This is a genomic window from Enterobacter hormaechei ATCC 49162, assembly GCF_001875655.1.
GTDB classification, from domain to species: Bacteria; Pseudomonadota; Gammaproteobacteria; order Enterobacterales; family Enterobacteriaceae; genus Enterobacter; species Enterobacter hormaechei.
Genome location: NZ_MKEQ01000001.1, coordinates 3,085,745 through 3,105,097, shown reverse-complemented (window position 1 = coordinate 3,105,097; position 19,353 = coordinate 3,085,745). Strand labels below are relative to the sequence as shown.

Here is a 19,353-nt window from a genome sequence, read left to right as displayed (position 1 = left end):
ATTAGCCCCCAAGTTTAGATTTATCGCGCACCGCGCCTTTATCTGCACTGGTGGCAAGGCTCGCGTACGCGCGCAGGGCGAAGGAGACTTCACGCTGGCGATCTTTCGGCGTCCAGGCTTTGTCGCCGCGGGTCTCCTGCGCTTCACGACGGGCCGCAATTTCCTGGTCGCTCAGCTTCAGCTGAATGCCACGGTTAGGAATATCGATTTCGATCAGGTCGCCATCTTCAATGATCGCGATGTTGCCGCCGCTTGCCGCTTCCGGGGAAACGTGGCCGATGGAGAGGCCGGAGGTGCCGCCGGAGAAACGCCCGTCGGTGATCAGCGCACAGGCTTTGCCGAGGCCCATCGATTTCAGGAAGGTGGTTGGGTAAAGCATTTCCTGCATGCCCGGGCCGCCTTTCGGCCCTTCGTAGCGAATGACAACCACGTCACCTTCCACCACTTTGCCGCCGAGGATCGCGTCTACCGCTTCATCCTGGCTTTCGTACACTTTCGCCGGACCGGTGAATTTCAGGATGCTGTCGTCCACGCCTGCGGTTTTCACGATGCAGCCGTTTTCCGCGAAGTTACCGTACAGCACGGCCAGACCGCCGTCTTTGCTGTAGGCATGCTCCAGCGAGCGGATACAGCCTTCGGCACGGTCATCGTCCAGCGTGTCCCAGCGGCAATCCTGCGAGAACGCCTGGGTGGTACGAATACCGGCAGGGCCAGCGCGGAACATCTTTTTCACCGCGTCGTCTTTGGTCAGCATCACGTCGTATTGATCCAGCGACTCCGGCAGCGTCAGGCCGAGCACGTTTTTCACGTCGCGGTTCAGCAGCCCGGCGCGATCCAGCTCACCGAGGATACCGATGACACCACCAGCACGGTGCACGTCTTCCATGTGGTACTTCTGGGTACTCGGTGCGACTTTACACAGCTGCGGCACTTTGCGGGAGAGCTTGTCGATGTCGCTCATGGTGAAGTCGATTTCAGCTTCCTGCGCGGCGGCCAGCAGGTGCAGAACGGTGTTGGTGGAGCCACCCATGGCGATATCCAGCGTCATGGCGTTTTCGAACGCCGCTTTGCTGGCGATGTTGCGCGGCAGCGCGCTGGCATCGTCCTGCTCGTAGTAGCGTTTGGTCAGCTCAACGATGCGCTTACCGGCGTTCAGGAACAGTTGCTTACGGTCGGCGTGGGTCGCCAGCAGCGAGCCGTTGCCCGGCTGCGAGAGGCCCAGCGCTTCGGTCAGACAGTTCATGGAGTTGGCGGTGAACATCCCGGAACAGGAGCCGCAGGTCGGACACGCAGAGCGTTCCACCTGGTCGCTCTGCTCGTCAGAGACTTTCGGGTCCGCGCCCTGGATCATCGCATCGACCAGGTCGAGCTTGATGATTTTGTCGGACAGCTTGGTTTTCCCCGCTTCCATCGGGCCGCCGGAGACGAAGATCACCGGAATGTTCAGGCGCAGGGAGGCCATCAGCATCCCCGGGGTGATTTTGTCGCAGTTGGAGATACAGACCATCGCATCGGCGCAGTGGGCGTTAACCATGTACTCCACCGAGTCGGCGATCAGCTCGCGCGACGGCAGTGAATAGAGCATCCCCCCGTGGCCCATCGCGATACCGTCATCCACCGCAATGGTGTTGAACTCTTTCGCCACGCCGCCGGAGGCTTCGATTTGCTCGGCAACCAGTTTACCGAGATCGCGCAGGTGCACGTGGCCCGGTACGAACTGGGTGAAGGAGTTCACCACGGCGATAATCGGCTTGCCGAAATCGGCGTCGGTCATTCCGGTGGCGCGCCACAGCGCGCGGGCACCCGCCATGTTACGGCCGTGGGTGGTGGTGGCTGAACGATACTTAGGCATGCTTTATTGACTCCCGTCTGACGATTAAATGGGACGGTGCGTGCCGTCCCAAATTTATATTTAGTGATTAACCTGATCCAACCAGCCGTATTTGTCTTCTGTTTCGCCGGTGAAGAGGCCGAAGAAGGCTTGCTGAATGCGTTTGGTCACCGGACCACAGCGGCCTTCGCCCACCTGAATGCCGTCGACGCTGCGCACCGGCGTGATTTCAGCCGCGGTACCGGACATGAATACTTCATCGGCCAGATACAGGGATTCGCGGGACAGTACCTGCTCGCGCACTTCGATACCCAGATCTTTTGCCAGCTTGATGATGGCGTCGCGGGTGATGCCCGGCAGCGCGGAAGAGGTGAACGGCGGCGTGAACAGAATGCCGTCTTTCACTTCAAACAGGTTTTCGCCCGCGCCTTCGGAGATGTAGCCGTTCACGTCAAGCGCGATACCTTCCTGGTAGCCGTGGCGACGTGCTTCGCTGCCGACCAGCAGTGAGGAGAGGTAGTTACCGCCCGCTTTAGCCGCAGTCGGGATAGTGTTAGGCGCCACGCGGTTCCAGGAAGAAACCATTGCGTCGATCCCCTGATCCAGTGCTTCCGCGCCCAGGTAGGCGCCCCACGGGAACGCAGCAATGATCACATCGGTGGTGTAACCTTCTGGCGGGTTTACGCCCATGCCGACGTCGCCCACGAAGACCAGCGGACGAATATAGGCGCTGGTCAGGTTGTTCTTACGGATCACGTCGCGGCAGGCTTCCATCAGCTCATCAACGCTTTGAGAGACCGGGAAACGATAAATTTTGGCTGAGTCATGCAGACGCTGCATGTGTTCGCGATGGCGGAACACCACTGGCCCTTTGTGAGAATCGTAGCAACGGATCCCTTCAAACACAGAGGTACCGTAGTGCAGCGCGTGGGACATCACGTGAACTTTCGCGTCTTCCCAGCGAACCATCTCGCCATTGAACCAAATGTAATCAGCTTTTTTTGTCGTCATTTTTTCGTCCTGTCACGCTTAAGCGCGGATTTGTTGTGATGTGGTTGTGCTCTGGCAGATGGCAACATGGGCAACGTCTACCAGTTTTGATAACTGACTAAACAGTAAGTCGACCGGCCGCGGGCTGGCAACGGTTAATTCGATACTGATGTTCTGCGCGTCGGTGGCCGTTTCCATATTCATCGAGCAAATCTGAAAGCCACGGTGACGGACCACGCGCAAAACGCGTTCTAAGGTTTCCGGGTTGAAGCGAGCCTGCACGGCGACCTGATGTTGCATCATGATAATTTCTCCAGCATTTGTGAGTTACTGGCACCTGGCGGTACCAACGGCCAGACGTTCTCAAGCTCGTCGATTGAGACATGAAGCAGGTATGGCCCTTCGCTTGACAGCATGGTGTCGAGTGCCGCTTCAACCTGGTCTTTACGGGTGATGTGCTGACCAGGAATGCCGAAGGCGCTGGCCAGAGTGAGGAAATCGGGGTTGTCGGTCAGCGTTGTTTCGCTGTAACGCTCCTGGAAGAACAGCTGCTGCCACTGGCGAACCATCCCTAAACGCTGGTTATCGAGCAAGACGATCTTCAGCGGTAACTGCTTACGCTTCACGGTGCCCAACTCCTGAACGTTCATCATGAAGGAGCCGTCACCGGAGATACAGATAACGGTATCGTTCGGGCGGGCAACCTGTGCCCCTACGGCAGCGGGCAGGCCAAAGCCCATCGTGCCTAAGCCGCTGGAGGTGATGAAGTTCTCCGGGCGGGTGTAGGTCATGTGCTGGGCTGACCACATCTGGTGCTGGCCGACATCCGTCGTCACCACGCTGTCTGCGGGTTTGCGGTCGGACAACTGCTTCAACAGCAGCGGCGCGTAGATGGCCTCGCCGGGATGATCGTAACGCCAGGCATGCTCGGCGCGCATGTCTGCGGTGTGCTGGCGCCATGCACTGATATCCAGCGGCTGCTCCAGCGCCGGTAACAGCGCGTTAAGATCGCCCTGCAACGCGACATGCGCCTGACGCAGTTTGTTCATCTCCGCCGGGTCGATATCCATATGGATCACTTTGGCATTCGGCGCGAAGGTATTCAGCTTGCCGGTGACGCGGTCGTCAAAACGGGCGCCTACGGCGATGAGCAAGTCGCATGCCTGCACCGCCAGGTTTGCCGCTTTGGTGCCATGCATCCCCAGCATGCCGAGGTAGTACGGGTAATCCGCTTCTACCGCGCCCAGGCCTTTCAGCGTGCAGGTGGCGGGCATTTGCGTGGTTGCAATGAACGCGCGAAGCGCCGGAACAGCCTGCGCCATACCCACGCCACCGCCTACGTACAGCATCGGTTGTTTCGCCTGCGCGATCATCTGACGCGCCTCTTCAACCTCGGCATGCGGGAACGCATCGTCGCTTTCCACGGTAGAGAAATGCGGCTCCAGATCGCCGAGTGCAACCTGGATATCTTTCGGGATATCCACCAGAACCGGGCCAGGACGGCCAGAGCTGGCAACCTCGAACGCTTCGGCCATCACGCGCGGCAGCTCTTCGAGGGACTGAACGAGGAAACTGTGTTTGGTGCAGGCCAGCGATAAACCGAGGACGTCCACTTCCTGGAAGGCATCGGTACCGATGAACGGAGAAGCAACCTGGCCCGTGATCGCCACCACGGGAACGGAATCGAGCAGCGCGTCAGCCAGGCCGGTGATCAGGTTCGTTGCGCCCGGACCGGAGGTGGCCATACAGACGCCGGTTTTACCGGTCGCACGGGCATATCCGATGGCGGCCATCGCTGCGCCCTGCTCATGTCGGCACAACAGGTGTTCCACGCCGCCGTCATACAGTGCATCGTAAATCGGCATAATTGCGCCACCCGGATAACCGAATACGGTTTCGACTCCCTGCGCGCGCAACGCATGTACTACCCATTGTGCCCCATTCATAGTTAGTTCCCCGTCATAAATCTGGAGAAACAGAATTTTGTGCTAGTCGTCATTCTCTGCTCCTCATTTAAGTTTTTTAGTCATAAAAAAACCCCCGGACCTTTCGGTGCGGGGGTCTTAGTTCGTTAAGGCTTGATTCTTAAGCCTTTCCTCGTCCAAGTGCAGCCCCGCACGGTGGGATAATAATCACCACCACGCTAATCACGACCAGGCTAATCACTCGTAGAAGGGCTGTCATTTTCAGTTCTTTTTGCATCTTGTTCGAAGGAATACCTAAAGAGTTACCACAGATATTTCATGTGGCACAAGATTTTTTTATGACCCATTTCTGTAGCATGCGAACTATTTCTTTCAAAATCGTTGTTTTATATAGGGAAAAAATAGAAATGAAGATTTTTCATTTTTTTGCCCTCTTCCGAGAGGCAAGGCGCACGTGATTGCTTTTCTGCGAGGCCGCTTCCGCCAACGTGTAATGGTTACATTTTGCCGCCAAAAGTCTTGAACGAGCACCGTAAATCAGTGAATCAACACTCAACAGGAATAAATGATACTGGCATAGTCGCCGCCAAGGAGGGGCTTATGTCACTGTCAGTTGTTTATACACGCGCGGCTATCGGCGTGAAGGCACCGCTTATCTCTGTGGAGGTTCATTTAAGCAATGGACTGCCCGGATTGACGCTGGTCGGCTTGCCAGAAACGACCGTTAAAGAGGCGAGGGATCGCGTACGCAGCGCAATTATTAATAGCGGTTATGCTTTTCCGGCGAAGAAGATCACCATCAATCTTGCGCCAGCAGATTTGCCTAAGGAGGGTGGGCGATATGATTTACCTATTGCTATAGCGCTTCTCGCGGCTTCTGAACAGCTCAAGACGCCAGGGCTAAGCTCGTGCGAGTTCGTGGGCGAATTAGCGCTTACAGGCGCGTTAAGAGGCGTTCCCGGAGCAATCTCGGGTGCGCTTGAAGCCATACGCGCGGGAAGACAAATCATTGTGGCCAATGAAAATGCCTCTGAAGTCAGCCTTATCGCCGAAAAGGGATGTCTTGTCGCGGGACATTTGCAGGAGGTTTGCGCCTGGCTGGAAGGCCGACATGAGCTTGCCGAACCGCAGGAGAATGACGAGGTGGCGCCAGATTCTCCCGATGACCTCAGCGATATTATGGGCCAGGATCAGGGTAAGCGGGCGTTAGAGATAACGGCCGCGGGTGGGCATAACCTGTTACTGATAGGTCCGCCAGGCACGGGGAAAACGATGCTGGCGAGCAGGTTGAACGGCCTGCTGCCACCCCTCAATAATCACGAAGCGCTGGAAAGCGCCGCGATATTTAGCCTAGTCAGTTCAACGTCGCTGCATAAACAGTGGCGCCGCCGTCCTTTCCGCTCTCCACACCACAGCGCGTCTCTTACCGCGATGGTAGGCGGAGGGTCGATCCCCGGACCGGGTGAAATTTCACTGGCGCACAACGGCATTCTGTTTCTGGATGAATTGCCAGAGTTTGAACGCCGCGTCCTGGATGCGTTGCGGGAGCCGATTGAATCCGGCGAAATCCATCTGTCTCGTACACGCGCCAAAATAAGCTACCCTGCGCAGTTTCAGCTGGTCGCTGCGATGAACCCTAGCCCTACGGGACATTATCAGGGCAACCATAACCGCTGTACGCCGGAGCAGACCCTGCGCTATCTGAGTAAGCTGTCTGGCCCCTTCCTCGACCGTTTTGATTTATCTCTCGAGATCCCCCTGCCACCGCCCGGTCTGCTGAGACAAGCCGGTATGAAAGGGGAAAGTTCAGCAGCGGTGCGCGAACGGGTTATTGCGGCGCAGGCGCGGCAGTATGCTCGTCAGAACAGGCTGAATGCCCGGCTGGATAACGCCGGGATCCGACAGTTTTGTTCTCTCAACGCTGAAGATGCAGGCTGGCTGGAAGAGACACTGACGCGGTTTGGGCTATCCATTCGCGCGTGGCAGCGTTTGTTGAAAGTAGCCCGCACGGTCGCTGACGTGGAAGGCTGCCCCGGCATTGAGAGGCGCCATTTGCAGGAGGCCTTGAGTTACCGTGCGATCGATCGGCTGCTGTTGCATCTGCAAAAAATGCTGGCGTAAAAAAAAGGGGCCGTAGCCCCTTCTCTTTTTAATCGTCAGACTCGGTGTAGTCTTCTGCACCTTCCATCTGCGGCTTACCGCCAGACAGCGTATGGAAACGCTTAGGACGCTTAATGCGAGCCATATACTTGATCCATACACGTTCTGCATCAGATTGCGGCTCACGCTCACCACGGCAAACAGAGACAAACTGTTTTTCATCTTCGGTTGCCGGTTCACGTTTACCCAGATCCAGCTCGTTAAAGGCATAACCATGGCGCTCAAGAAGTTGAGCTTCTTTGATCGTGAAATCGCCGTGACGAGAGAACCCGCGCGGATAATGTTTATTGTCGAAAAAACGATTAGTCGTCGTAAAGCTTTCCGCCATCCTACACGCTCCTAATTCTTTGGCCGAGCTATTTATGGCGCGGAGTATTAGTTACGCTTGACAGAGTGTAAAACAAAACATTTAAATCATAACGACAAATAATTTTGTGGAGAAAGATGTGGATACGGAATTGCTAAAAACTTTCCTCGAAGTGAGCAGAACGCGGCACTTTGGGCGAGCAGCTGAAGCCCTTTACCTGACGCAGTCAGCAGTCAGTTTTCGTATTCGACAGCTGGAAAATCAACTGGGTGTGAACCTTTTTACTCGCCATCGCAACAATATTCGTTTAACACCGGCCGGTGAAAAACTGTTGCCGTATGCAGAAACCCTGATGAATACCTGGCAGGCAGCGCGAAAGGAGGTTGCGCACACCTCCCGGCATAATGAATTCTCGATCGGTGCCAGCGCATCACTATGGGAATGTATGCTCAGCCAGTGGCTTATGCGGCTATATCGCACACACAACCATCTGCAATTTGAGGCGAGGATTGCACAACGTCAGTCATTGGTTAAGCAACTCCACGAACGGCAGCTTGATCTGCTGATCACCACAGAAGCCCCCAAGATGGACGAATTTAGCAGCCAGATTGTTGGACAGTTTAGTCTGGCGCTCTATGCATCGGAGCCTGCAATGATGAAGGCCGACCTTAACTATTTACGCCTGGAGTGGGGGCCTGATTTTCAGCAGCACGAGACGGGGTTAATCGCCAGCGATGATATCCCGCAACTCACGACAAGCTCTGCGGAAATCGCCTGCCAGCATCTTCCCGCATTGAAAGGTTGTACCTGGTTACCTGTTCGCTGGGCGGATAATAAACCTGCACTTCATGTTGTCACCGATTCGACAACTCTCTCCAGGCCGCTGTATGCCATTTGGCTGCAAAACAGCGATAAGCAGTCGCAGATAAAAGATCTGTTAAAAACCAGCATACTGGATTAACGCAAAAGCCTGCGGGAGCGCAGGCTGATTATTCTTCAGGAAGGTGTTGAGCTGTTTTGCAGGCAAAAAAAAATCCTTTGCCGAAGCAAAGGATTCTATATGGCAGGGGCGGAGAGACTCGAACTCGCGACACCCGGTTTTGGAGACCGGTGCTCTACCAACTGAGCTACGCCCCTAAAGTTTTTGCCATTAAGCCTGCCGAAAGGGCAGGCTTAATGTCTTAATAAGTGGCGGAACGGACGGGACTCGAACCCGCGACCCCCTGCGTGACAGGCAGGTATTCTAACCGACTGAACTACCGCTCCACCGAATACTTCTGTAACCACCGGATTAATGCACCGGCTTACTACTTAATTTGATGCCTGGCAGTTCCCTACTCTCACATGGGGAGACCCCACACTACCATCGGCGCTACGGCGTTTCACTTCTGAGTTCGGCATGGGGTCAGGTGGGACCACCGCGCTAAAGCCGCCAGGCAAATTCTGTTAATCTGTATCAAAGCTGAAATTTGATTGTCTGTCTCTTCGCCAAAACATCTTCGGCGTTGTAAGGTTAAGCCTCACGGTTCATTAGTATCGGTTAGCTCAACGCATCGCTGCGCTTACACACCCGACCTATCAACGTCATCGTCTTTAACGTTCCTTCAGGAGACTTAAAGTCTCAGGGAGAACTCATCTCGGGGCAAGTTTCGTGCTTAGATGCTTTCAGCACTTATCTCTTCCGCATTTAGCTACCGGGCAGTGCCATTGGCATGACAACCCGAACACCAGTGATGCGTCCACTCCGGTCCTCTCGTACTAGGAGCAGCCCCCCTCAATTCTCCAGCGCCCACGGCAGATAGGGACCGAACTGTCTCACGACGTTCTAAACCCAGCTCGCGTACCACTTTAAATGGCGAACAGCCATACCCTTGGGACCTACTTCAGCCCCAGGATGTGATGAGCCGACATCGAGGTGCCAAACACCGCCGTCGATATGAACTCTTGGGCGGTATCAGCCTGTTATCCCCGGAGTACCTTTTATCCGTTGAGCGATGGCCCTTCCATTCAGAACCACCGGATCACTATGACCTGCTTTCGCACCTGCTCGCGCCGTCACGCTCGCAGTCAAGCTGGCTTATGCCATTGCACTAACCTCCTGATGTCCGACCAGGATTAGCCAACCTTCGTGCTCCTCCGTTACTCTTTGGGAGGAGACCGCCCCAGTCAAACTACCCACCAGACACTGTCCGCAACCCGGATTACGGGTCTACGTTAGAACACCAGCCATTAAAGGGTGGTATTTCAAGGGCGGCTCCACGCAGACTGGCGTCCACGCTTCAAAGCCTCCCACCTATCCTACACATCAAGGACCAGTGTTCAGTGTCAAGCTATAGTAAAGGTTCACGGGGTCTTTCCGTCTTGCCGCGGGTACACTGCATCTTCACAGCGAGTTCAATTTCACTGAGTCTCGGGTGGAGACAGCCTGGCCATCATTACGCCATTCGTGCAGGTCGGAACTTACCCGACAAGGAATTTCGCTACCTTAGGACCGTTATAGTTACGGCCGCCGTTTACCGGGGCTTCGATCAAGAGCTTCGCGTTGCCGCTAACCCCATCAATTAACCTTCCGGCACCGGGCAGGCGTCACACCGTATACGTCCACTTTCGTGTTTGCACAGTGCTGTGTTTTTAATAAACAGTTGCAGCCAGCTGGTATCTTCGACTGATTTCAGCTCCGCCCGCAGGGGCTTCACCTACATATCAGCGTGCCTTCTCCCGAAGTTACGGCACCATTTTGCCTAGTTCCTTCACCCGAGTTCTCTCAAGCGCCTTGGTATTCTCTACCTGACCACCTGTGTCGGTTTGGGGTACGATTTCGTGTTACCTGATGCTTAGAGGCTTTTCCTGGAAGCAGGGCATTTATCACTTCAGCACCGTAGTGCCTCGTCATCACACCTCAGCGTTAACAAGGTACCGGATTTACCTGGAACCTCCGCCTACATGCTTAAACCGGGACAACCGTCGCCCGGCTGACATAGCCTTCTCCGTCCCCCCTTCGCAGTAACACCAAGTACAGGAATATTAACCTGTTTCCCATCGACTACGCCTTTCGGCCTCGCCTTAGGGGTCGACTCACCCTGCCCCGATTAACGTTGGACAGGAACCCTTGGTCTTCCGGCGAGCGGGCTTTTCACCCGCTTTATCGTTACTTATGTCAGCATTCGCACTTCTGATACCTCCAGCAACCCTCACAGGCCACCTTCAACGGCTTACAGAACGCTCCCCTACCCAACAACGCATAAGCGTCGCTGCCGCAGCTTCGGTGCATGGTTTAGCCCCGTTACATCTTCCGCGCAGGCCGACTCGACCAGTGAGCTATTACGCTTTCTTTAAATGATGGCTGCTTCTAAGCCAACATCCTGGCTGTCTGTGCCTTCCCACATCGTTTCCCACTTAACCATGACTTTGGGACCTTAGCTGGCGGTCTGGGTTGTTTCCCTCTTCACGACGGACGTTAGCACCCGCCGTGTGTCTCCCGTGATAACATTCTTCGGTATTCGTAGTTTGCATCGGGTTGGTAAGCCGGGATGGCCCCCTAGCCGAAACAGTGCTCTACCCCCGAAGATGAGTTCACGAGGCGCTACCTAAATAGCTTTCGGGGAGAACCAGCTATCTCCCGGTTTGATTGGCCTTTCACCCCCAGCCACAGGTCATCCGCTAATTTTTCAACATTAGTCGGTTCGGTCCTCCAGTTAGTGTTACCCAACCTTCAACCTGCCCATGGCTAGATCACCGGGTTTCGGGTCTATACCCTGCAACTTAACGCCCAGTTAAGACTCGGTTTCCCTTCGGCTCCCCTATACGGTTAACCTTGCTACAGAATATAAGTCGCTGACCCATTATACAAAAGGTACGCAGTCACCCCATAAAGAGGCTCCCACTGCTTGTACGTACACGGTTTCAGGTTCTTTTTCACTCCCCTCGCCGGGGTTCTTTTCGCCTTTCCCTCACGGTACTGGTTCACTATCGGTCAGTCAGGAGTATTTAGCCTTGGAGGATGGTCCCCCCATATTCAGACAGGATACCACGTGTCCCGCCCTACTCTTCGAGTTCACAGCATGTGCATTTTCGTGTACGGGACTATCACCCTGTACCGTCGGACTTTCCAGACCGTTCCACTAACACACAAACTGATTCAGACTCCGGGCTGCTCCCCGTTCGCTCGCCGCTACTGGGGGAATCTCGGTTGATTTCTTTTCCTCGGGGTACTTAGATGTTTCAGTTCCCCCGGTTCGCCTCGTTAACCTATGTATTCAGTTAACGATAGTGCAACGAATTGCACTGGGTTTCCCCATTCGGACATCGCCGGGTCAAAGGTTCATATCACCTCGCCGGCGCTTTTCGCAGATTAGCACGTCCTTCATCGCCTCTGACTGCCAGGGCATCCACCGTGTACGCTTAGTCGCTTAACCTCACAACCCGAAGATGTTTCACTTCTGATTGCGAAAATTTGAGAGACTCGAACACACATGAGCTGTGTGTCGTTTCAATTTTCAGCTTGATCCAGATTTTTAAAGAGCAAAACTTCGCAGTGCACCTTTTCAGGTTCACTCTGAAGTTTTCTTGTGTTCGCAGTAAAAGATGGTGGAGCTATGCGGGATCGAACCGCAGACCTCCTGCGTGCAAGGCAGGCGCTCTCCCAGCTGAGCTATAGCCCCATCGTAGTCACCTCTGTACCGGTAATTCTTCCTGAGACAAGGCGTGGAATAACGAAGCATACTTCAGTATGTGAGTTATTTCGCAACGCAGTATTCAGGGAGAATTTGGTAGGCCTGAGTGGACTTGAACCACCGACCTCACCCTTATCAGGGGTGCGCTCTAACCACCTGAGCTACAAGCCTGTAGAGGTTTTTTACTGCTGTTTTTCATCAGACAATCTGTGTGAGCACTGCAAAGGCAGGTTCTTTAAGGTAAGGAGGTGATCCAACCGCAGGTTCCCCTACGGTTACCTTGTTACGACTTCACCCCAGTCATGAATCACAAAGTGGTAAGCGCCCTCCCGAAGGTTAAGCTACCTACTTCTTTTGCAACCCACTCCCATGGTGTGACGGGCGGTGTGTACAAGGCCCGGGAACGTATTCACCGTGGCATTCTGATCCACGATTACTAGCGATTCCGACTTCATGGAGTCGAGTTGCAGACTCCAATCCGGACTACGACGCACTTTATGAGGTCCGCTTGCTCTCGCGAGGTCGCTTCTCTTTGTATGCGCCATTGTAGCACGTGTGTAGCCCTACTCGTAAGGGCCATGATGACTTGACGTCATCCCCACCTTCCTCCAGTTTATCACTGGCAGTCTCCTTTGAGTTCCCGACCGAATCGCTGGCAACAAAGGATAAGGGTTGCGCTCGTTGCGGGACTTAACCCAACATTTCACAACACGAGCTGACGACAGCCATGCAGCACCTGTCTCAGAGTTCCCGAAGGCACCAAAGCATCTCTGCTAAGTTCTCTGGATGTCAAGAGTAGGTAAGGTTCTTCGCGTTGCATCGAATTAAACCACATGCTCCACCGCTTGTGCGGGCCCCCGTCAATTCATTTGAGTTTTAACCTTGCGGCCGTACTCCCCAGGCGGTCGACTTAACGCGTTAGCTCCGGAAGCCACGCCTCAAGGGCACAACCTCCAAGTCGACATCGTTTACGGCGTGGACTACCAGGGTATCTAATCCTGTTTGCTCCCCACGCTTTCGCACCTGAGCGTCAGTCTTTGTCCAGGGGGCCGCCTTCGCCACCGGTATTCCTCCAGATCTCTACGCATTTCACCGCTACACCTGGAATTCTACCCCCCTCTACAAGACTCTAGCCTGCCAGTTTCGAATGCAGTTCCCAGGTTGAGCCCGGGGATTTCACATCCGACTTGACAGACCGCCTGCGTGCGCTTTACGCCCAGTAATTCCGATTAACGCTTGCACCCTCCGTATTACCGCGGCTGCTGGCACGGAGTTAGCCGGTGCTTCTTCTGCGGGTAACGTCAATTGCTGAGGTTATTAACCTCAACACCTTCCTCCCCGCTGAAAGTACTTTACAACCCGAAGGCCTTCTTCATACACGCGGCATGGCTGCATCAGGCTTGCGCCCATTGTGCAATATTCCCCACTGCTGCCTCCCGTAGGAGTCTGGACCGTGTCTCAGTTCCAGTGTGGCTGGTCATCCTCTCAGACCAGCTAGGGATCGTCGCCTAGGTGAGCCGTTACCCCACCTACTAGCTAATCCCATCTGGGCACATCCGATGGCAAGAGGCCCGAAGGTCCCCCTCTTTGGTCTTGCGACGTTATGCGGTATTAGCTACCGTTTCCAGTAGTTATCCCCCTCCATCAGGCAGTTTCCCAGACATTACTCACCCGTCCGCCACTCGTCAGCGAAGCAGCAAGCTGCTTCCTGTTACCGTTCGACTTGCATGTGTTAGGCCTGCCGCCAGCGTTCAATCTGAGCCATGATCAAACTCTTCAATTTAAAAGTTTGATGCTCAATGAATTAAACTTCGTAATGAATTACGTGTTCACTCGTTGAGACTTGGTATTCATTTAGTGTCCGAGGACATTAAGAATCCATGTCACTTTGAGTGCCCACACAGATTGTCTGATAAATTGTTAAAGAGCAGTTGCAACGCGGCTTTCAGCTCATCGTTGCGAGGTCCCGTATATTACGTTTTCCTCATTCAGAGTCAAGCAATTATTTTCACTTTTCTCTGTTGGCGTTCATCTCTGAACCCCGCTGTTCCGGCGGCTTGTAAGCCGTTGTTCCGTGTCAGTGGAGGCGCATTATAGGGAGTTCTCAGGCGTTGACAACCCCTCTTTGAAAAAAAACGTTCAACCGTCTCTTTTTTGCTCAAAACCGTGCTACAGCGCCAGTTTTTCGAGCGTTTCGAAGCCATAACGCCGCAAAACGGGCAAAAGTTGTTCGGTTTCTTTTGTTATCGCCATACAGAACGCGATGTTTGCATCCGCTGATTTCGCATCCGGCGCCTCGTGTTCCAGCAGCCAGGCCGTCCGACGCGCAATCGCCGCACCGGAATCCACCAGCCGGGTCCCTTCAGGCAGGACCTTTAACAGCTCCTCCTGTAATAGCGGGAAATGGGTGCAGCCAAGAACAACCGTATCCGGTGGTTCCTGCATCCGCAGCCACGGACGCAGAATGCGGCGCAGCTCTTCAAGCGATACCGTCTCGCCGTGCAGTTTCGCTTCCGCCATTTCCACCAGCTCCGCAGAGCCGAGCATGGCGATCTGGCATTCGTTGGCAAAGCGCTCAATAAGCTCACGCGTATAAGGACGTTTTACCGTACCGCGCGTAGCCAGCAACCCCACAATGCCGTTCGCCGTCAGACGCGCCGCAGGTTTGATTGCCGGGACAACGCCCACAACCGGGAACGGGAATTTTTCGCGCAGGGCAGGAAGAGAGACCGTGCTTGCCGTATTACAGGCAATGACTGCCAGCGCCAGGGGATAACGCTTTTGTACCGCGGTGACGATTTCAACCACACGCTCAACAATAAAGTCTTCACTCTTTTCCCCATACGGGAACGCGACGTTATCGAAGGCGTAGATGTAATGGAGATTCGGCAGGAGCTGCCGAATCTCATCATAGACCGAAAGCCCACCGACGCCGGAATCGAACACCAGCACGGTGGGACGCGGATCAGAAGGTGTAGCTGCCAGACAAGGTGTATTCCCGTCCTGCAGTTTGGTAGCCATAAACTGTCTCGTAATCTTTATCGAACAGGTTGGCTATTTTACCACGAACTGTGAGATGAGAGGTGACAGGATATGAAACCGCGACATCCCAGAGGCTGACGCCGCCCATTTTAACTTTCTCTGACGGATAGGTTCCAAAGTCGGTGTCGTAGCGTGTGCCGAGATAGTGATACGTCAGGCTCCAGTCAACATCATAGATCTCTGTATCGAGCTGATACTTCACCTGCTGCTTAGCACGACGATCCAGAAGTTGGTTGGTTGCCGCATTGCGGGCATCCACATAGTCGTAGCCCACGGTATGCGTCAACGGACCCGTATCAAACGACGCTGTCGCTTCTACACCTTTAATGCGTGCTTTGCCGACGTTGTAATATTGCTGAAGGTTATTATTGAAGTCGATGAGATTATCAACGTCATTACGATAGCCGGATACGCGCCAGCTCACGCCCGCCGTCAGGCCTTCAAACGCCCCTTCCCACTGCTTGCTCTCTTCAGGATCAAGATGGGCATTGCCGTAGAAGCCATAGAGCTGACCCAGATTCGGCGCTTTATAGGCCGTGCCATAAGAGGCTATGAAGCGGTAACCGTCAACGAACTCCCAGGCTGCGCTACTTTGCCACGTACCATGGCGACCAAACTGAGAGTTGTCATCGCTGCGGGCCGCCGCCTCCAGAGTGAAATCTCCAAACTGCTGCAACCCGGTCAGGTAGACGCCGGTGTTACGCAGGTCGTAGGCGTTAGTTACGTAGTTGGTACCCGGCTCGGTGCTCTGCTTCTGCCAGTCAACGCCCGCGCCGATGTTGCCATGCCCCACGTCAACAGAGTTGGTCCACTGAACATTGTACTGTTTGATTTCATCCAGGGTAGCCGTGGAGTCATAGCGTCCAAGGTGCGGATCGTAATTGTAGTCTTTGCTGTGACTGTAGCTGGAGAGCAACTGTGAATGGAAAATATCCTGGTTAAACCGCAATCCGGCATCCCAGGTCTGGCTATAGAGCTGGCGGGTATCGACCAGTACATCAGGGGAAAATGAACTGTAATAGCCGTCATAGGCGGTACGGTTGCTGTAACCATAGCCGCGAACGAAACCACTCCATTGTTCAGAGAAAGCATGCTCCAGTGCGCCGTAGAGCGTTTTATTCATAAAACCGTCGCGATCGGTCTGGGCAAGGCCGCCATTATTACCGTCCGCAACGACGTCAAAACCTTTTGTGTAGGTGTAATCCCCTGCCAGCGTAACGCGCGTACTGTCACCCAACGTTTGCTGGGTGCTGCCACCATAATTCTGGAAGCCGTGCGTCCCAACGCCAGCATTCAGCGTTGTGCCATCCTTCGCACGCGTAGTGATAATGTTGACTACGCCACCAATCGCATCCGAGCCGTACACTGCCGAACGCGGTCCACGAATGTATTCGATGCGTTGCACCAGGGAGATCGGAAACTGGCTGAGATCGGACGACCCCGTAACGCCCGCCTGGTTAAGGCGGATGCCATCGACGAGAATCAGGACGTGGCTGGAGTTCGTACCGCGTATAAAGAGAGAAGAGAGCTGCCCCATCCCGCCATTTTGCGCCGTATCTACGCCGGGCAGGCGACGCATGACATCCAGAACCGTGGTGGATTGCCAGCGATCGATATCGGCCCGCGTCACGACAGACGTTGCAGCCAGAACAGATTTTTCAGGTTGTTCAAAACGGTTTGCTGTCACCACCAACGAGTCAGCGCTTTCCTGCGCCCAGCCCGAAAATGCCGTGACGGACAACGCCGTCAACAGCGATACTTTTTTAATCATTGTTAAAGCATCCACAATATAAGAAGGATGCCGCAGGCCTCATCGATAGCACGCGATGATGAAACCAAATGCGACGTGATCCCGGCAGGTCTTCGGGCTGGGTGGCGTTATACGGATGAAGACTTCCCGTTTTCACAGTGTCTACAACTCTCATCCCGCCAGTCTTTACCGCTGCGCGTCAGCTCCAGATTTACACTGGATTCCCTTTTCACTCTCAGGAGACCGGAAACAGAATGCTACAATTAGACACGTATAGATGTCCAGACAGCTATTAGCCATTAAATCTGGACATCCACTGCACAATCCCTACAATCCCCGCGTAATTCTTTATCACTCAGGACGCATCATGACCCCCGAACACCTCCCGACAGAACAGTACGACGCACAGCTGGCAGAAAAAGTTGTCCGCCTGCAAAGTATGATGACGCCTTTCAACGCGCCCGTTCCCGAGGTGTTTCGTTCTCCGGTCAGCCACTACCGTATGCGCGCCGAATTCCGCATCTGGCACGACGGCGATGACCTGTACCACATCATTTTCGATCAGCAGACGAAATCCCGTATTCGCGTAGACAGTTTTCCGGCGGCGAGCGAACTGATTAACCAGTTGATGACGCTGATGATCGACGGTGTGCGCAACAATCCGGTGCTGCGCAACAAGCTGTTCCAGATCGACTACCTGACCACCCAAAGCAATCAGGCCATTGTCTCTCTGCTCTATCACAAAGCGCTGACCGACGAGTGGCGCGAACAGGCAGAAGCCCTGCGTGATGCGCTGCGGGCGCAGAACATTAACGTGCACCTGATTGGCCGCGCGACTAAAACCAAAATCATGCTCGATCAGGATTACATCGACGAGCGTCTGCCGGTGGCAGGTAAAGAGATGGTTTACCGTCAGGTGGAGAACAGCTTCACCCAGCCGAACGCCGCCATGAACGTACAGATGCTGGAGTGGGCGCTGAACGCGACGGAAGGATCGACGGGCGATCTGCTGGAACTCTACTGTGGTAATGGCAACTTCTCGCTGGCGCTGGCGCGTAACTTCGAGCGCGTGCTGGCGACGGAAATCGCCAAACCGTCGGTGGCAGCCGCGCAGTACAACATCGCCGCTAACCATATTGATAACGTGCAAATCATTCGTATGGCGGCAGAAGAGTTTACCCAGGCGATGAACGGGGTACGTGAGTTTAACCGCCTGCAAGGGATTGATTTGAAAAGCTACCAGTGTGAGACAATTTTTGTCGATCCGCCGCGCAGTGGCCTGGACAGTGAAACCGAGAAGATGGTGCAGGCGTACCCGCGTATTTTGTACATCTCCTGTAACCCGGAGACGCTGTGCAAGAATCTGGAAACATTGAGCCAGACGCACAAGGTTGAACGTCTGGCGTTGTTCGATCAGTTCCCGTATACGCACCATATGGAGTGCGGCGTACTGCTCACGGCGAAGTAATGTGGGCCTTGTAGGGCAGGTCAGCGAAGCGCCACCTGCCAAAAAAGCCGGATGGCGCTTCGCTTATCCGGCCTACAATGACAAAACCCTTTACTCTGGCAACTGGCTCTTGCGGCTACGCATGCGAGAGCCAATCCAGAACACCAGCGCCACGGACAGCACCGCAGGCAGGAAGTTAGAACCAATATCCGGATACTCTGCACGCACCACGGTGCTGTACAACAGTACACCCAGAATAAAACTGGCTGCGGCCAGCCCCGGTAATCCGACAGGCATAGTGCGGTTCAAATAACGTTGATGCAGGCAGTACACCGTCAGCACCAGCGCAATAATGGGGAAAATCGAGAACGGTACAATTGAGCTGAACACCGCCGCAAACGTACCATTAATGGATAAGCCAGCGATCAATGCCAGCAACAACGTTCCTTTATCCTGACCTGACTGTTTCATTACTCACCTTCACTCATCGTTTTGATGTGCCAACTTCTCTTGTTCACGGCGATACCAGTAGTACGCACCTTTAGAAATCATCCGCAGCTGCAATACCAGTCGCTCTTCGAGTTGCTTACGTTGTTCAATGCTGACATCCAGCGCTTCGGCACCCGCGCTGAAAACAATCGTCACCATTGCCTCGGCCTGTGCTTCAGTAAACGCACGCGGCATATGGTTTTCGAGTTCAAGATAGTCGGCAAGTTCCGCGATGAAATGCTGAATTTCACGCGCGACGGCGGCACGAAACGCGGCTGACGTGCCGGAACGTTCGCGCAACAGCAGGCGGAACGCGTTCGGGTTATTGCCGATAAATTCCATAAACGTCGAGACGGAGGTGCGGATCACGCTGCCGCCTTTGGCGATACGCTGACGCGCCTGACGCATAAGCTGGCGCAGCATCAAACCGCTCTCGTCGACCATGGTCAGGCCCAGTTCATCCACATCACGGAAATGACGATAGAAGGACGTTGGCGCAATCCCGGCCTCGCGCGCCACTTCACGCAGGCTTAAACTGGCAAAACTCCGCTCAGCACTCAGTTGACTGAATGCGGCTTCCACCAGCGAACGCCGGGTTTTCTCTTTTTGTTGTGCTCTTACGCCCATCACGATAGTTGAATCCTTCCAAAGGCCCGTTGGCACTATACCAGAGAATAAAATTAATCTGTTTACCTGGCTTTGTGAATGATTGTTTACGGGCGGTTTGTGCTCCACTGCC

14 protein-coding genes, 4 tRNA genes, 3 rRNA genes and 1 riboswitch are annotated in these 19,353 nt (G+C 54.4%); of the genes, 3 read left to right on the top strand and 18 right to left on the bottom strand.

Annotated elements, in window-relative coordinates; genetic code table 11:
- Window position 1: 1 nt before the first annotated feature.
- The 6 genes from ilvD to ilvL all read right to left on the bottom strand — a co-directional run bounded on the left by ilvD (window position 2) and on the right by ilvL (window position 5,005).
- The gene (gene ilvD / locus BH712_RS15465; protein WP_006808637.1) at window positions 2–1,852 is read right to left on the bottom strand and encodes a dihydroxy-acid dehydratase; all 1,851 of its coding nucleotides are present in this window, start codon (window positions 1,850–1,852) and stop codon (window positions 2–4) included.
- Window positions 1,853–1,912: 60 nt separating this feature from the next.
- On the bottom strand, window positions 1,913–2,842 hold the full coding sequence (locus BH712_RS15460) for a branched-chain amino acid transaminase (RefSeq protein ID WP_006808638.1): 930 nt from the start codon (window positions 2,840–2,842) through the stop codon (window positions 1,913–1,915).
- Window positions 2,843–2,860: 18 nt separating this feature from the next.
- Complete coding sequence (gene ilvM, locus BH712_RS15455; protein ID WP_003860184.1) at window positions 2,861–3,124, bottom strand: acetolactate synthase 2 small subunit; 264 nt, start codon at window positions 3,122–3,124, stop codon at window positions 2,861–2,863.
- A complete protein-coding gene (gene ilvG, locus BH712_RS15450; RefSeq protein WP_006808639.1) occupies window positions 3,121–4,767 on the bottom strand; it encodes an acetolactate synthase 2 catalytic subunit in 1,647 nt (548 codons plus the stop codon). The genes ilvM and ilvG overlap by 4 nt, the downstream gene beginning before the upstream one ends.
- 2 nt (window positions 4,768–4,769) lie before the next feature.
- Window positions 4,770–4,820: a peptide IlvX gene (gene ilvX, locus BH712_RS25000; protein WP_166792073.1), complete on the bottom strand. Its 51-nt coding sequence runs from the start codon at window positions 4,818–4,820 to the stop codon at window positions 4,770–4,772.
- Window positions 4,821–4,906: 86 nt separating this feature from the next.
- Window positions 4,907–5,005, bottom strand: coding sequence for an ilv operon leader peptide (ilvL, locus tag BH712_RS15445; protein WP_001311244.1), 99 nt, complete (start codon window positions 5,003–5,005; stop codon window positions 4,907–4,909).
- 341 nt (window positions 5,006–5,346) lie between these two features.
- Between ilvL and BH712_RS15440 the strand changes: the two genes are divergently transcribed.
- On the top strand, window positions 5,347–6,867 hold the full coding sequence (locus BH712_RS15440; protein ID WP_032673461.1) for a YifB family Mg chelatase-like AAA ATPase: 1,521 nt from the start codon (window positions 5,347–5,349) through the stop codon (window positions 6,865–6,867).
- A gap of 28 nt (window positions 6,868–6,895) precedes the next feature.
- Here BH712_RS15440 and BH712_RS15435 read toward each other — a convergent pair whose 3' ends face one another.
- Window positions 6,896–7,234, bottom strand: a complete 339-nt coding sequence (locus BH712_RS15435) for a MaoP family protein (protein ID WP_006808641.1) — start codon at window positions 7,232–7,234, stop codon at window positions 6,896–6,898.
- A gap of 118 nt (window positions 7,235–7,352) precedes the next feature.
- On the opposite strand from BH712_RS15435, the gene hdfR reads away from it, so the two are divergent.
- Window positions 7,353–8,174 (top strand): HTH-type transcriptional regulator HdfR, encoded by an 822-nt coding sequence (hdfR, locus tag BH712_RS15430; RefSeq protein WP_017693775.1) that lies wholly within the window; start codon window positions 7,353–7,355, stop codon window positions 8,172–8,174.
- A 100-nt stretch (window positions 8,175–8,274) separates the two neighbouring features.
- Here the strand turns inward: hdfR and BH712_RS15425 are convergent.
- The 9 genes from BH712_RS15425 to btuB all read right to left on the bottom strand — a co-directional run bounded on the left by BH712_RS15425 (window position 8,275) and on the right by btuB (window position 16,699).
- Window positions 8,275–8,350: transfer RNA gene (locus BH712_RS15425), tRNA-Trp, on the bottom strand.
- Window positions 8,351–8,402: 52 nt separating this feature from the next.
- Window positions 8,403–8,479, bottom strand: a tRNA-Asp gene (locus BH712_RS15420).
- A 55-nt stretch (window positions 8,480–8,534) separates the two neighbouring features.
- Window positions 8,535–8,650: ribosomal RNA gene (gene rrf / locus BH712_RS15415) — 5S ribosomal RNA — on the bottom strand.
- Window positions 8,651–8,722: 72 nt separating this feature from the next.
- Window positions 8,723–11,628: ribosomal RNA gene (locus BH712_RS15410) — 23S ribosomal RNA — on the bottom strand.
- Between the two features lie 170 nt (window positions 11,629–11,798).
- A tRNA-Ala gene (locus BH712_RS15405) sits at window positions 11,799–11,874 on the bottom strand.
- Between the two features lie 106 nt (window positions 11,875–11,980).
- Window positions 11,981–12,057 (bottom strand) — tRNA-Ile (locus tag BH712_RS15400).
- A 70-nt stretch (window positions 12,058–12,127) separates the two neighbouring features.
- A 16S ribosomal RNA gene (locus BH712_RS15395) occupies window positions 12,128–13,669 on the bottom strand.
- Together the 16S, 23S and 5S rRNA genes with 4 tRNA genes alongside form the textbook arrangement of a ribosomal RNA operon.
- Window positions 13,670–14,055: 386 nt before the next feature.
- The gene (gene murI, locus BH712_RS15385) at window positions 14,056–14,907 is read right to left on the bottom strand and encodes a glutamate racemase (RefSeq protein ID WP_032673462.1); all 852 of its coding nucleotides are present in this window, start codon (window positions 14,905–14,907) and stop codon (window positions 14,056–14,058) included.
- Window positions 14,852–16,699: a TonB-dependent vitamin B12 receptor BtuB gene (btuB, locus tag BH712_RS15380; RefSeq protein WP_006808645.1), complete on the bottom strand. Its 1,848-nt coding sequence runs from the start codon at window positions 16,697–16,699 to the stop codon at window positions 14,852–14,854. The genes murI and btuB overlap by 56 nt, the downstream gene beginning before the upstream one ends.
- A gap of 66 nt (window positions 16,700–16,765) precedes the next feature.
- A riboswitch (cobalamin riboswitch) is annotated at window positions 16,766–16,941 on the bottom strand.
- Window positions 16,942–17,045: 104 nt separating this feature from the next.
- Between btuB and trmA the strand changes: the two genes are divergently transcribed.
- On the top strand, window positions 17,046–18,146 hold the full coding sequence (gene trmA, locus BH712_RS15375; protein ID WP_006808646.1) for a tRNA (uridine(54)-C5)-methyltransferase TrmA: 1,101 nt from the start codon (window positions 17,046–17,048) through the stop codon (window positions 18,144–18,146).
- Window positions 18,147–18,236: 90 nt separating this feature from the next.
- Here trmA and BH712_RS15370 read toward each other — a convergent pair whose 3' ends face one another.
- Complete coding sequence (locus BH712_RS15370) at window positions 18,237–18,596, bottom strand: YijD family membrane protein (protein WP_006808647.1); 360 nt, start codon at window positions 18,594–18,596, stop codon at window positions 18,237–18,239.
- A 9-nt stretch (window positions 18,597–18,605) separates the two neighbouring features.
- Window positions 18,606–19,244: an HTH-type transcriptional repressor FabR gene (fabR, locus tag BH712_RS15365; protein ID WP_003862059.1), complete on the bottom strand. Its 639-nt coding sequence runs from the start codon at window positions 19,242–19,244 to the stop codon at window positions 18,606–18,608.
- Window positions 19,245–19,353 lie beyond the last annotated feature (109 nt).